The sequence below is a fragment of the Kitasatospora purpeofusca genome (genome assembly GCF_036010405.1).
Taxonomy (GTDB): Bacteria; Actinomycetota; Actinomycetes; order Streptomycetales; family Streptomycetaceae; genus Kitasatospora; species Kitasatospora purpeofusca.
In genome coordinates this window covers 8266736-8280575 of the sequence record NZ_CP108561.1, presented here as the reverse complement: position 1 = coordinate 8280575, position 13840 = coordinate 8266736, and the positions used below count along the sequence as shown (strand labels likewise).

General features: G+C 73.6%; 11 protein-coding genes and 1 pseudogene. 8 read left to right on the top strand and 4 right to left on the bottom strand.

Annotation, left to right across the window (positions count from 1 at the left end; all coding sequences use genetic code 11):
* Positions 1-2: 2 nt before the first annotated feature.
* Both OG715_RS36085 and OG715_RS36080 read right to left on the bottom strand, forming a co-directional pair.
* Positions 3-3209 carry a non-ribosomal peptide synthetase gene (locus tag OG715_RS36085; protein ID WP_266273064.1) on the bottom strand — a complete coding sequence of 1069 codons (3207 nt, stop codon included), beginning with the start codon at positions 3207-3209 and terminating at the stop codon, positions 3-5.
* Positions 3210-3561: 352 nt separating this feature from the next.
* On the bottom strand, positions 3562-4221 hold the full coding sequence (locus OG715_RS36080; protein WP_438268129.1) for a TetR family transcriptional regulator: 660 nt from the start codon (positions 4219-4221) through the stop codon (positions 3562-3564).
* Between the two features lie 109 nt (positions 4222-4330).
* On the opposite strand from OG715_RS36080, the gene OG715_RS36075 reads away from it, so the two are divergent.
* Complete coding sequence (locus OG715_RS36075; protein WP_266273065.1) at positions 4331-5146, top strand: SDR family oxidoreductase; 816 nt, start codon at positions 4331-4333, stop codon at positions 5144-5146.
* A 119-nt stretch (positions 5147-5265) separates the two neighbouring features.
* Here OG715_RS36075 and OG715_RS36070 read toward each other — a convergent pair whose 3' ends face one another.
* Positions 5266-5826 (bottom strand): hypothetical protein, encoded by a 561-nt coding sequence (locus OG715_RS36070; RefSeq protein ID WP_266273066.1) that lies wholly within the window; start codon positions 5824-5826, stop codon positions 5266-5268.
* Positions 5827-5982: 156 nt separating this feature from the next.
* On the opposite strand from OG715_RS36070, the gene OG715_RS36065 reads away from it, so the two are divergent.
* The 4 genes and pseudogenes from OG715_RS36065 to OG715_RS42535 form a co-directional block, all read left to right on the top strand.
* Positions 5983-6660: a TetR/AcrR family transcriptional regulator gene (locus OG715_RS36065; RefSeq protein WP_266273067.1), complete on the top strand. Its 678-nt coding sequence runs from the start codon at positions 5983-5985 to the stop codon at positions 6658-6660.
* A gap of 181 nt (positions 6661-6841) precedes the next feature.
* The gene (locus OG715_RS36060) at positions 6842-7036 is read left to right on the top strand and encodes a DUF1918 domain-containing protein (protein ID WP_266273068.1); all 195 of its coding nucleotides are present in this window, start codon (positions 6842-6844) and stop codon (positions 7034-7036) included.
* A 47-nt stretch (positions 7037-7083) separates the two neighbouring features.
* Positions 7084-7818, top strand: a complete 735-nt coding sequence (locus OG715_RS36055; RefSeq protein WP_266273069.1) for a DedA family protein — start codon at positions 7084-7086, stop codon at positions 7816-7818.
* Positions 7819-7891: 73 nt separating this feature from the next.
* Positions 7892-8674 (top strand): annotated as a pseudogene (locus OG715_RS42535) (PP2C family protein-serine/threonine phosphatase); the annotation flags it as partial.
* Between the two features lie 98 nt (positions 8675-8772).
* Here the strand turns inward: OG715_RS42535 and OG715_RS36045 are convergent.
* The gene (locus tag OG715_RS36045; protein ID WP_266273072.1) at positions 8773-9513 is read right to left on the bottom strand and encodes a PIG-L deacetylase family protein; all 741 of its coding nucleotides are present in this window, start codon (positions 9511-9513) and stop codon (positions 8773-8775) included.
* 203 nt (positions 9514-9716) lie between these two features.
* Between OG715_RS36045 and OG715_RS36040 the strand changes: the two genes are divergently transcribed.
* The 3 genes from OG715_RS36040 to OG715_RS36030 all read left to right on the top strand — a co-directional run bounded on the left by OG715_RS36040 (position 9717) and on the right by OG715_RS36030 (position 13822).
* A complete protein-coding gene (locus OG715_RS36040) occupies positions 9717-10430 on the top strand; it encodes an ArsR/SmtB family transcription factor (protein ID WP_266273073.1) in 714 nt (237 codons plus the stop codon).
* A complete protein-coding gene (locus OG715_RS36035) occupies positions 10427-11743 on the top strand; it encodes an MFS transporter (RefSeq protein ID WP_266273074.1) in 1317 nt (438 codons plus the stop codon). The genes OG715_RS36040 and OG715_RS36035 overlap by 4 nt, the downstream gene beginning before the upstream one ends.
* A gap of 84 nt (positions 11744-11827) precedes the next feature.
* Positions 11828-13822, top strand: coding sequence for an FUSC family protein (locus OG715_RS36030; RefSeq protein ID WP_266273075.1), 1995 nt, complete (start codon positions 11828-11830; stop codon positions 13820-13822).
* The last annotated feature ends 18 nt before the right edge of the window (positions 13823-13840 follow it).

Genomic DNA, 13840 nt, shown 5'->3' with positions numbered 1-13840 from the left:
CCTCACTCGGCCAGGAGGCGGGCGACGTCCTCCTCGGTCATCCCCTCGATGGCCGCCTGGAGTTCCTCCGGGGACAGCCGGGCCAGCTGGGCGCGTTCGACCTCCAGCGCCAGGGCCTGCACGCTGGAGTCCGCGAAGAAGGCGGCCAGCGAGATGTCGGTGCCGAAGAGCTTCTTGATCTTGGACACCAGCTGGGCGGCCTGGAGGCTGGTGCCGCCCAGGTCGAAGAAGCTGATGTTCTTCGCGAAGTCGGTGCGGCCGAGGATCGGGCCGAACGCCTGGGTCAGCATCCGCTGTTCGACCTCGGTGAGCCGGTCCACCGGCTCCGTCTCGGCGGCGCCGTCGTCGTCGACCCCCGGCAGCGCGCGCTCGTCGATCTTGCCGCTGGCGTTGATCGGGAGCTCGTCCAGCAGCACGAACCGGCTCGGCACCATGGTGGACACCAGGAGCTTGCGGCAGTGGTCGCGCAGGGCCGTCTCGGAGGCCTCGCCGGTCCCGCCGGTCGCGCAGTAGGCCACCACCCGCTTCTGCTCCTGGTCCTGCTGGACCTGGACGAACACATTGCGCACGCCGCGGGCGGAGCGGACGGCGCTCTCGATCTCGCCGATCTCGATCCGCACCCCGTTGATCTTGACCTGCTTGTCGGCCCGGCCGATGTACACCAGCCGGCCGTCGCCGTTGAAGCGCGCCAGGTCGCCGGTCAGATAGAGCCGGACCGAGGGGTCGTCACCGACCGGGTCGGGGATGAACCGCTGCCGGTTGTCCTCGTCCCTGTTCCAGTACCCGGCGGACAACCCAGCTCCACCGATGGCCAGTTGGCCGATCACACCCTGCGGCACCGGGACGTTGCGCGCGTCCAGCACGTACGCGAGGTGGTTGTCCATCGGCCCGCCCATCGGCAGCGCTGACGGCGCCAGCGGCTCCGTCAGCTCCTCGACGATGCTGGTGACGGTGCACTCGGTGACGCCGTAGCCGTTGAAGATCCGCCGGCCCCTGCCCCAGGCCCGGACCAGCTCGTGCGAGAACGCCTCGCCGCCGACGAAGACGATCCGCAGCGCGTCCAGCGGCGCCGGGTCGAGCAGCTTCATCACCGACGGCGGCAGGTCGGTCACCGTGATCCGGTGCTCCTCCAGGAACCGCTGGACGCCCGTCATGTCGAGCCGCGTCGTGGCCGGCACCAGGTGCAGCGAGGCCCCCGTCAGCAGCGCGCCGAACATCTCGAAGACCGACACGTCGAAGCCGCAGGAGGCGTAGCCGAGGAACCGGTCCTCCGGGGTGAGCTCGAACAGCGTCCGGACGTTGCGGACGAACGCCAGGATGTTGTCGTGGGTGACGAGCACGCCCTTCGGCGTCCCCGTGCTCCCCGAGGTGTGCATCAGGTACGCGACGGCACTGCCGCCGGGGGCCTCCACCGGGGCCGGGTCCGCCGCCGGGAGCCGCACCGGGAGCGGGTGTTCCAGCGCCGGTGCGACCCCGGCCGTGCTCGCGTCGCAGACCACGAGCTTCGGCGCGGCTCCGTCGAGGATCGACGCGATGCGGCCCGGCGGGTTCATGGCGTCGACGGGGACGTAGACGGCGTCCAGCGCCAGCAGGGCCAGCACGGTCGCCGGGAAGTCGGGGGACGGTTCCAGCGCCACGCCCACCCGGTCGCCGGGGCCGATGCCCTGCGCCGCGAAGTGGGCCCGGAGCGCCTCCGCGCGGTCCCGCAGCTCGCCGTAGGTCAGCGTCGCGCCGGGGGTGACCACCGCCGGCCGCTGCGGGTGCTCGGCCGCGGCGGCACGGAAATGCGTGAACACGTTGCCGGTCGGGAGCGAGGTATCGCGGCCCTTTCCGAGAACGGACTGCACCGCCCGGGAATCCTCGTCGTGGGCCCACGCCTCGGCAATGCAAAGGTTTGGAAAAGCAATGGCCCTGTTCAGGATTCCGACGAATGCCCGCTGCATCGTGGAAATGGTCGCGGCGTCGAAGACATCGGTGTTGTACGCGGTGTGGACATCCAGATCCGCGCCGTTCCGGGTGACCGTCCAGGACTGGAAGAACTTCGCGTGCGTGGTCTCCGGCTCGGTCTCCACGGCGGTTATTCCGTCGAGCCGCAGCGGCTCCGCCCATTCGTTCATCGTCAGCGTGTACTGGAACAGGGTGGAGCGCGCGGACTCACGTCGCACACCGGCCCCGGCGATAATCTCCTCCAGCGGCAGGTGACCGTGCGCCTGACCGTCCCGGAACCGTCGCTGGACATCCACGAGACATTCCCGGAACGTCGCCCCGGGATCGACCCGGCACCGTAGCGGCAGCATGTTGATGAAGAAGCCGATCGTCCTTTCGCATTCGACTTCGGTGCGGTTGGCCGTCGGCACTCCGAAGATGATGTCCTCGGACCCCGAGTATTTGTTGTAGAGCACGGCCATCGCCGTGGCGTAAACGGTGATCGGCGTGGTCGACAGCGCGGAGGCGAGCTCGTTCACCCGGGCCGCCAGGCCCTCCCAGGTGGTCACCTCGGCGGCGCCGGCGTAGGTCGTCTCGGGCGGCAGCGGACGGTCGCCGGGGATGTCCATGACGTCCACCCCGCGGAGCGCCGCGGCCCAGTAATCCACGCTCTCCTGCCAGGCCCCGGCAGCCATCCGCTTGCGCTGCCAGGCGCCGAAGTCGGCGAACTGCACGGTCGGGGGCTCGACCTTGGGCTCGGCGCCGACCCGGCGGGCGTTGTACTCCTGCTCCAGCTCCTCGAAGAAGATCGAGGTCGACACGCCGTCGAAGACGATGTGGTGGACCAGGAAGCCGAAGTAGTGGAGGTCGTCGGCCACCGTGACCAGGGAGGCCCGCCAGAGCGGGAAGGCGGTCAGGTCCAGCACCGTGCCGGCGAGCTCGGCCATCAGCCGTTCGGCCTCGGCCGCGGATTCCACGGAGGTCCGTTCCACGGCGATCGCGGGATTTTCGACGACACCCTGGAAGTACTCGTCGTTCTCCACCAGCACATGGGTCCGCAGCGCCTCGTGCCGCACGACGATGCTCGCGAAGGAATCGGTCAGCGCGGCGACGTCGAGGTCGCCCTCCAGCCGGAACAGGAATGCGACGTTGTAGGTCGTCCCACCGGTCTGCAACCGGTCCACGAACCACAAAGTGTTCTGTGAATGCGAGAGCGGTACATTGTTCCGGTCCTGGCGCGGTCGGGGACCTTCGGTGATCTTGGCCCGAGCGCGCGCCAACATACCCGCGAGCGACTGCTTCCTGTCCAATGCGGCACCGTCTTGTGCTGAACTCACACAAAGCTCCCTTGTCGTCAAGTGCGATCAAAAGCAGCAGTTCTGCGGGTATTTCAGCAGTGCAGGAACGGGGTCGTGCGACTGAGATGCGCGTTCCGACCATCGGGCATCCTGCCGCAATGAATCAAGGCGGTCAAGGTCACCAACGCAAGGGGGATCCCGCCGCGGCCGCGTTACGCGTTCCGCTGCGGCGGCGTTTCTCCTGGTGGGACGAGAAATTCGCGCACGTCGGCGGCGGAGTCCGGCGGTCCGCTCCCGTCCCCGGCCCATCGTCTTGGCAGGTTCCGGACACCAGCGATCAGCCCAGCGAATCGATCCAGCGCTCCAGCCGCTCCCCCTCGGCCAGCATCAGCCCGGGCTCGCGAAGGGTGTTGGTGAGCAGTGAGATCCCCTGATAGGCGGCGACCAGCGCCACCGCCAGCTCGCGGGAGTCCTCGCGCCCCAGCTCCGCGAACTGCTCCTCCACCCAGCCGATCAGCCTGCGCACGACCTCCGCGACGGCGACGTCGAGGCCGTCGGCGCGCTTGTCGAGCTCCGAGGCGAGGCTGCCGGTGGGGCAGCCGTACCGGGCGGTGAGTTCGCGCTGCCCGACCCAGCCTGCCAGCAGCGCCTTCAACCGTTCCTTGGGGGCAGGGAGCGCGTCGAGCCGCTCGATCAGCTCCTCCAGCCCGCTCCCGTGGGCCTGGATCGCGGCCTCGACCAGCTCGTTCTTGGTCTTGAAGTAGTAGTAGACGTTCCCGACCGGGACGTCCGCCGCGCGGGCGATGTCGGCGAGCGTGGTCTGCTCCACCCCCTTCTCGTGCAGCACCTGCGCCGCCGCCGCGGCCAGCCGCTCGCGCTTGCCCGGGGCCCGGCCGGCACCCTTCACGGCCTTCACGGCCTCCGGATCCTTCGAGCCCTTCGCGGCCCTGGCCGTCTTCGCCGTCTTCGCTGTCTTCGAGGTCTTTGAGTCAGTCACCTGACTAAGAGTAGACGTCCGGCCCGGCATCGGCTACCGTCGTTCTCAGTCAGCCAACTGACTAACTCAATCGGAGCGGCCAACTGCCGCTCTCCACAGGGGGTTTACCATGATTGTTGTCACGGGTGCGACCGGGAACGTCGGCCGCGAGCTGGTCCGGACCCTGGTCGGCGCCGGCGAGCAGGTGACCGCCGTCTCCCGTCGGCCGGGGCCGCTCCCGGCCGGCGTCCGGCACGTACCGGCGGACCTCGCCGACCCGGAGAGCCTGCGCCCCGCCCTCGACGGCGCCACGGCCCTGTTCCTGCTGGTGGCCGGCGAGGCGCCGCAGGAGATCCTCCGACTGGCCCGGTCGGCAGGGGTGCGCCGGGTCGTCCTGCTCTCCTCCCAGGGCGTCGGGACGCGGCCCGAGGTCTACGGCCACGCCGCCGGGTTCGAGGAGGCCGTGCGCGAGTCCGGCCTCGACTGGACGGTGCTGCGCTCCGGCGGCCTGAACTCGAACGCCTTCGCCTGGGCCGACTCGATCCGCGCCGACCGCACGGCCGCCGCGCCGTTCGCCGAGGTCGGACTGCCCACCGTCGACCCGGCGGACGTCGCCTCGGTCGCCGCCGCCACCCTGCGCGAGGACGGCCACACCGGCCGGACGTACGAGCTCACCGGCCCGGCCGCGGTCACCCCGCGCGAACGGGCCGAGGCGATCGGCGCCGCGCTGGGCACCCCGGTGCGGTTCGTCGAGCAGACCCGCGACGAGGCCCGCGCCCAGCTGCTGGCGTTCATGCCGGAGCCGGTGGTGGAGGGCACCCTCGCCATCCTCGGCCGGCCGCTGCCCGCCGAGCGGACGCCGGGCCCGGACGTCGAGCGCATCCTCGGCCGCGCGCCGGGCACCTTCGCCGACTGGGCCGCCCGGACCGCCCCGGCGTTCCGCTGAGACCGGCCGGACGAAGAGAACTGACGAGTCGTCAGCAATCCCCCTCCACTCCGCCCCCGGCTCGGGCACGCCCCCGGGAACGCGTCCACCGCGCTCCCGGGGGCCGGGCCCGGCCGGACTCAGCCGAGGGTGACGCCGCGCTCGGCGGCCAGCTCCTCCAGGCCGTACCGGGCGACGTGCTCCGGGTTGGCCAGGTCGACGGTGCGCACGCCCTCGGCGGCCAGCCGCTCGTTGATCTCGTCCAGGTGCTGCCGGACGAGCTGCTTCTCGGCGTCGGTGGTGCGGCCCTTGTGCGGACGGCCGGCGTGCTCCGTGCTCGCGTAGTTGACCCGCTCCCGCCCCGCCCCGGCGGCCGGGGCCTGCACCGGCACCGCCCGGGCGGCGACCCGCTCGGCACCGCGCAGCACCTCGGCCATCGGCGTCACCGTGGCCAGCCGGTCGAACGCCTCGGCGGTCATGACCACCGTCTCCGGCTCCTCCGCGTCCGGGCGGTGCAGCTCGATCGTCACCAGGTCGAGCGCCAGCCCCCGCACCTCGGCCAGCTCCCCGGCGAGCGCCTCGATCGCGACCGGCCCGTCCACGAGCTCCGGGTGGGCGCGGACCACGACCCGCACCAGCTGGTCCTCGTCCTCCGCGTGCCTGCCGGTCAGGTCCGAGAACCGGATGATCTTCTGCCCCATGGCTTCCTCTCCTGCCCCTCATGATCAGCGCAGAGAGCCTACGGCCTGTCCCCCGCGGACAGGTCCGGGGATCGGCCTTGGGATCGGTCCGGCGATCGGTCCGGCGATCGGCCCGGGGATTGGCCCGCCGAACGGCAGATGCGGCACAGTGGCCATATGAGCGCGGACACGAGGAGTCACCGGACAGCGGGGTGGACGGGCCCCGGGCGGCGACGGCCGGTGCAGCAGCGCAGCCAGGAACGCTACGGAAGGATCCTGGACGCGTGCGCCGCGCTGCTCGACGAGGCCGGGGCCGCCGCGCTCACCACCAAGGAGGTGGCCCAGCGCGCCCAGGTGCCGATCGGCACCCTCTACCAGTTCTTCGCGGGCAAGGAGGACCTGCTCGCCGCGCTGGCCGACCGCAACCTCGACCACTATCTGCACCGGCTCGACGACCGGCTGCGCACCGAGGCCCCCGACGGGCCGACCGGGTTCACCGACCTCGCGGTGGACGAGTTCGTCGCGATGAAGCGGACCGTCCCCGGCTTCGGCCAGGTGGACTTCGGGCTCTCCGGACCGGCCGCGCCGAGCGGCGTCCACGACGACCGGCACCTGCTGGACGCCGAGGTGGACAACAACACGGCCGTCGCGCTGCGGCTCCAGGCCCTCGGCGGCGACCAGTTCGGCACGACCGACCCGGCCGCGCTGACCCTCGCCCTGCGGGTGGCGCTGGAAGCGGCCGACGCGGTGCTCAAGCTCGCCTTCCGCGGCGACCGGGACGGCGACCCGGCGATGATCACCGAGTGCAAGCGGCTGGTCCGCTGCTACCTGGCCGACCAGCTCGGGCCGCACTGAGCCGCTCCTCCCCCGCGACGCCCGGACACGCCGCCGGCCCGGCACCCCCGACGCACCGCCGGCCCGGCGCCCCGCCGCGCCGTTGCGGGCCGTGCACGCCCGCAGCAGAGTGGAGACAGCGGACGGGGACCCGGGCGGCCCGTCGGCCGCCGATGTCCGCACACACCCGAGGAGCACGACCATGCACGCAGCGGTAGGTGACCAGCTCCACATCCACAGCCGGGCGGTGGGCATGATCGACCAGAAGGGCGAGATCGTCGAGGTCCGCGGCCAGGACGGCTCGCCGCCGTACATGGTCCGCTTCGAGGACGGCCACGAGGGCCTGGTCTACCCGGGTCCGGACTGCAACATCGAACCCCGCGGGGCGACCCGCTGACGCCACCGCCCACCGCCCCGCGCCCGTCCGGCCCGGGGCGGTGAGCGGTGCCGCTCCCACCCTGGACGGCGCGGTTCCTCGCCGAGGCCGCGCCCGAGCTGCCGGGGCCGCTCGCCGCGCTCGCGCCGCTGCTTCAGCAGTACGGCTACGCGCTGGTGGCGCTGTTCGTGCTGCTCGACAACTGCGCCGTCCCCGCGCCGGGCCAGACCGTACTGGTGCTGGCCGCCGTCTACGCGGGCACCGGGCACCTGGACCTCGCCGCCGTGGTGGCGATCGCGTTCACGGCAGCGGTACTCGGCAACACCCTCGGCCATCTGATCGGCTCCACCGGCGGCCGGGCCTTCGTCCACCGCTGGGGCCCGTACGTGCTGCTCACCCCGGAACGGGCGGCCCGCGCGGAGGTGTTCTTCGCCCGGCACGGCGGCAAGGTGGTGACGGTGGCCCGGTTCGTCGACGGCCTGCGGCAGACCAGCGGCCTCATCGCCGGGACGACCGGCATGCCCCGGCGGCGCTTCCAGGTGTTCAACGTGCTCGGCGCGGCGCTCTGGGTCGGGGTGTGGGCGGCCGTCGGTTATGTCGCGGGTGCCAACGTCGGCACGGTCTGGCGGACGGCACTGCGCTACCAGCTCTGGCTGCTGGTCGCGCTCGGCGTCCTGGTCGCCGCCCTCGCCGTCCGGCAACTGCTGCGCCGACGCCGACCGCGGGGACCGGAGCGGGAGCAGGAACCGGACGAAGAGCGGGAGGGGGAGGGGGAGCGGGAGGGAGAGCGGGACGACTCCTGAGCACGCCACCCGGGCCCGGTTGCGGCAGGCCTCCCGGCCGGTGAGCCTGGAAACGGGCAGGCGGGAGGCGAGGATGATCGGAGTCGGCAGCCGCAAGGGCGCCACGCCCCCCGGCCCGAGCCGGGCACCCGACAACCGGACCGTCGTCGCCGCGGTGCTCACGGCGACCGCCGTACTGCTGGCCGCACAGGCGGCGAGCGGCGGGGACGCCCGGATCGTCCTGCTGCTGGTGTTCGTCCCCGCCCTGCTCGGCGGCCTGGGCACGCTCGCCCAGACCGTCCTCGCCGCGATCTGGGTCACCGGCGTCATCCTGGTCAGCTCACTGGTCTTCCCGCCACCCTCGGTCACCGGGCGCGCCCTGACCCTGCTCAGCGACGTCGCCGCGGAGGCGGTCGTCGTGGTGCTCTGCGCCCGCCGGATCCGGCGGGACCGCGAACTCTTCCGAATACGGCAGAGCGCCGTCGCGCTCCAACGCCAACTCCTGCGTCCGCTCCCCGCCTATGCGGCGCAGAACGGCGACACCGAGCGCTTCGTCACCGCGACCGTGTTCTGCTTCGGCCCCGGCACCGGCGTCCAGGCCGTCAACTGCGGCCATCTCGCCCCCTATCTGCTGGGCGGGGGCGAGCCGGGGACGGTTCCCCTGGATGCCGGTGTCCCGCTCGGCCTCGCCGAGCTCGCCGGGGAGGTGCGCAGCGCCGAGTGGTTCGACCTGCCGTACGGCGCCGTCCTGCTCCTGGTGACCGACGGCGTGACCGAGGCCGCGGACGCCCGGGGCGTCTTCTACCCGATCGACCGGCGGCTGCGGGAGCTGCCCGACCGCTCCCCCGACGCCCTGGCCGGGGCCGTCGAGGAGGACGTCCGGCGTCACAGCCACGGCCCGCTGCGGGACGACCTCACCATCCTCACCCTGCGCCGCACACCCGGGAGCGACCGTCCGGCCGGGCCCCGGGAGGCTCAGCCGAGCGGGAAGACCTCGAACGGGACGGCGAAGCGGGTGCCGAGCCGGGTGCCCGCCTCGCGGCCGAAGCCCTCCAGGAAGCCGCGCGCGTCCGCCATCGCTCCGCCGAGGCCGGCCAGGTACGCCTTGTGCTGCTCCAGCGAGGCGACGCCCCGGTCGAAGTGCTCGGTGATGTCGACCGCGTGCCCGGACTCCGGCGAGCCGGAGACCCAGATCGCCCGCACGCCGTTCCACGGCTCGTGGCCCTCGGCGGTCAGCTCGCGGAAGATCCAGCGGTTGCCCGCGTCCCGCACCCCGTCGAGCAGGGCCCGGCCGACCGCGATGTGGTCGGCCTGGTTGAGGTACGGCCCGCCCCAGGTGTCGTGGAAGTTGATGGTGATGACGATGTCCGGGCGGTGGCGGCGGACGGCGCGCGCGATGTCCCGGCGCAGCGGCAGGCCGTTCTCGACGGTGCCGTCCGGGTGGCCGAGGAACTCCACGGTGTCGACGCCGACCACGGCGGCGGAGGCGATCTGCTCGGCCTCGCGCAGCGGGCCGCACTGCTCCGGGTCCATGCTGTCGATCCCGGCCTCGCCGCTGGTGGCCATCACGTAGACGACCTTCTTGCCCTGGTCGGTCCAGCGGGCAACGGCGGCGGCCCCGCCGTACTCCATGTCGTCGGGGTGGGCGACGACCACGAGGGCGCTCTGCCAGTCCTCGTCGACGTGCTCGAACGGCTTCGGCTGCGGCTCGGTCATGGTGCTGCCTCTCCCTGGAACCGGTGCGCGAGGGTGGAACGCACCGTGCGGTCGTACGGCCCTGAAGTCCTACCGTCCTACCGGACGCGACTCTAGAAGATCATCGGACCGCCCGGGAGGCGATTCGGGATAACGGGAAACATGCAGAGGTTTCTCTGCAGATACCCCTATGCAGAGGATCCTCTGCAATCTAGGCTGCGGGCATGACCACCGAGCACCCCGACTCCCCCACCACCCCCGGACCGCCCGATCCCCCCGGGCCGCCGCAGCGCCGCCTCGACGCCCGCAGCCTGCGCGGACTCGCCCACCCGCTGCGGATGCAGATCTTCGAGCTCCTCAACCTCGACGGACCCGCGACCGCGACCCGGCTCGCCGAGCGGCTCGGCGAGAACACCGGCACCGTCAGCTGGCACCTGCGCCACCTCGCGGAACACGGCTTCATCGAGGAGGAGACCGGGCGCGGCACCAAGCGCGAACGCTGGTGGCGCCGGGTGGAGGTGTCCAACCGGCTCGACACCGCAGACTTCCGCCACGACCCGGACACCCGCGGCGCGGTCTCGCTCTATCTGAACCAGCTGGTCCAGCAGTACTTCAACCGGGTCAACGACTACATCACCGAGGACTGGCCGGACGAGTGGCGCAACGTCGGCACCATCTCGGACTGGCGCCGGCTGCGGCTGAACCCGGCCCAGCTCCAGGCGCTCAACGACGAGATCTTCGCCGTCGTCGAGCGCCACACCCCGGCCCCGGACGCCGCGCCGGACCCGGCCGCGCTGCCGATCGTCGTCCAGCTCCAGTCCTTCCCGCGCCGCTCCCGCACCGACGGACCCGGGAGCGCCGAGCGGCCAGGGAGCGCCGACGGACCCGGGAGCGCCGACGGACCCGGGAGCGCCGACGGACCCGGGAGCGCCGAGTGACCCGCGACGGGCGCCGCCGCAGCCTGCTCCGCCGCCACCGGGACTTCCGGCTGCTCTGGTGCGGCGAGACGGCCGGCAAGTTCGGCGCCTCCGTGACCGGCGTCGCGATGCCGCTCGTCGCCGTCTCCGAACTGCACGCCTCCACCTACCAGATCGGCCTGCTCAGCGCCGCCGCCTGGGCGCCCTGGCTGGTGATGGGCCTGCCGGCCGGCGTCTGGGTGGACCGCTTACCCCGCCGGACCGTGATGCTGGTGGCCGCCGCCGTCTCTCTCGTGCTGTTCACCGCCGTCCCCGTCGCCGCCTGGGCCGGTCGGCTGAGCACCGGCCTGCTGCTCGTGGTCGCCCTGCTCACCGGCACCGCGGCCGTGTTCTTCCAGACCGCCTACACCGCCTACCTGCCCGATCTGCTCTCCCCCGCCGACCAGCCCGAGGGCAACGCCAAGCTGCACGGCAGCGCCTCCGCCGCCCAGATCGTCGGCCTCGGCTCCGGCGGCCTGCTGGCCCAGCTCGCCGGTGCCGCCAACGGCATGCTCGCCAACGCCGCGACCTTCCTGGTCTCGCTGCTCTGCCTGGGCCGGATCCGGCACCGCGAGACCCCGGCCGCCCGCGACGGGCGCGGCGGGGACCGGGCGCTGCGGCGCGAGATCGGCGAGGGCCTGCGGCTGGTCGCCCGGGACCGCTGGCTGCGCACCCTCACCCTCTACGGCGCCACCTCCAACATGGCGCTGATGGGGTACCAGTCGATCCTGGTCGCCTTCCTGGTCCGCGAGGTGGGACTCGCCCCCGGCACCGTCGGCGGGCTGGTCGCGGCGGCCGGCAGCGGCGGCGTCCTGGGCGCGTTCGCCGCCCGCCGGGTGGCCGCCCGGGTCGGCACGGCGCGCGCGATGATCCTGTTCGAGCTGGGCCTGCCCGCGCTCGCCCTGCTGATCCCGCTCACCGGGACCGGCGCGGGGGTGCTCTGCTACGCCGTGGGCGGGTTCGGGGTCTCGGCCGGGGTGGTGGCCGGGAACGTCATCAAGTCCGGCTTCCAGCAGCACTACTGTCCGCCCGAACTGCTCGGCCGGATCACCGCGAGTGCCGCCGTCCTCAACTACGGCACCATCCCGGTCGGCGCCCTGCTCGCCGGTGTCCTCGGCACCGCGGTGGGTCTGCGCCCGGCGATGTGGATCACCACGGCCGGGGTGCCGCTGGCGGCGCTGGTCCTGCTGCTCTCCCCCGTCGGCCGGGTCCGCGACCTCCCCACCGTCCGCCGACCGGCCGACCCGGCTCCCGCACCGGCGCCCGTGCCCGGCAGCACCGCCGCCACCGCCTGACCGCTCCTCACCTGCGCGGTGGACCCTGCCCGCCCGTGCGCGCCGCGCCCGGGGCCGTACCGGCGGGCGCCGTAGGTTGGGCCCATGGCACAGAGCGAACACGGCGTCCGGCTCTCGCCGCCGACCTGGCTGACGGCCGGGCTTCGACCCCGGCCCGCGCCGGTGCCGTGGGCGGCGGTGGCCCGCGCCTCGGTCGCGCTCTCCGCGCCGCTGGCCGTCGGCCTCGCCGCCGGGCGGCCCGCGTACGGCGCGCTGGTCTCGATGGGCGCCCTGTCCGGCGTCATCGGCGACACCGCCGATGCCTACCGGATGCGGTTCTTCAACATCGCCGTCCCGCAGCTCTTCGGCGCCGTCGGCGTCACCCTCGGCACCCTGGTGTACGGCCGCGACTGGACCGCCGTCGTCGTGCTCACCCTGGTGGCCCTGGTCTCCGGGATGATCTCCTCGATCGGCTCGGTCGCCTCCGTCTCCGGCCTCCTGCTGCTCCTCAACGCCGTCGTCGGGGCCGGGCTGCCGATGCCCCGCCCGTGGTGGACTGCGCCGCTGCTGCTCACCGCCGGCGGGGCGGTGGTGCTGCTGCTGACCCTGTTCGGCTGGCCGCTGCGCGGCGGCGTCCCCGAACGGGCGGCGGTCGCCGCCTCCTACCGCTCGGTCGCCGCGTTCGTCCGCGCCGCCGGCACCCCCGAGCACGACGAACGGCGGCAGGACGTCACCCAGTCGCTCAACGCCTCCTACGACCTGCTGCTCGCCCACCGCACCCGCCGGCACGGCCGCTCCCCCGGCCTGACCCGGCTGATCGCCCGGCTCAACGCGCTGATCCCGATCGTCGAGGCGGCCTCCGCCGCCAAACTGCGCCCGGCCCGGCTCGGCCCGCTGCCGGAGGCCTGGCCGGCGGCCGTCCTGGCGCTCGCCGACGGCATCGAGGACGACCGCCCCCGGAGCGGCAGCGCCGTCGCACCGGAGGCCCTGGACCTGCCCGAACCGACCGGCCCCTCGGAACGCGCCCTGGACCGGGCGCTGCGCTACGCGGCCGCCGTCGGCGCCGAGCCCGACCACGCGCACGCCGCCGACCCCGACCGGCTCGGCCGCCCCGCCGCCCCCTGGGTGCGGACCCGGCGCGCGACCCGGGCGGCGCTGCTCTCCGGCGCGTCCTGGCGCTACGGCCTGCGGCTCGCGCTGTGCATCGGCCTGGCGCAGGTGGTGGTGTCGGTGCTGCCGGTGCCCCGCTCCTACTGGGTCGCGCTGACCGTCACCTTCGTCCTCAAGCCGGACTTCGGCTCGGTGTTCTCCCGGGCCGTGCTGCGCGCCCTCGGCACCGCCGGCGGGCTGCTGCTCGCCGTGCCGGTGCTCGCCGAGGTGCCGCGCGGCTGGTGGGACGTGCCGACCGTCGCGGTACTGGCCGCGCTGATCCCGGCCTTCTCCGCCAAGGGGTACGCGTTCCAGACGGCGGCCATCACCCCGGTCATCCTGCTGCTGTCCGACCTGCTCAACCACCAGGGGTTCGGGCTGGTGCTGCCCCGGCTCTACGATTCGCTGATCGGCTGCGGGATCGCCCTGGTCGCCGGGTACCTGTGCTGGCCGGAGTCCTGGCACACCCGGATCGGCGACCGGCTGGCCGACGCCGTCGCGGACGCCTCGGCGTACGTGGCGCTGGCCTTCGCCGGCGCGCCCGGCCACGACCGGCCCGCCCGGCCGGTCCGGCGCCGGCGCCTCTACCGGGACCTCTCGGCGGTCCGCTCCGAATTCCAGCGCGCGCTCACCGAACCCCCGCCGACCGGGCCCCGGGCCGCGGCGTGGTGGCCGCTGGTGATCGCGGTGGAACGGGTGGTGGAGGCCACCACCGCCACCCGGGTCCGGGTCGAGCACGGGGAGCCGGCGCCGCCGCCGGGCGAGGTCGCCGCCATCGCGGCGGACCTGGCCGCCCTGGCCGGGGCGCTGCGGACCGGCACCCCGCTGCCGAGGCCCGACGGGGACGCGACCGCCGGGGCAGGCGGGGCGACCGCCGCTCCCGATGTGCTCGGCCCGCTGCGCAGCGAGGTCCGGGCCGCCTGCGCCATCGCCTCCCCGGTGCTCGGCTGAACGACCACCGGGGCCCTG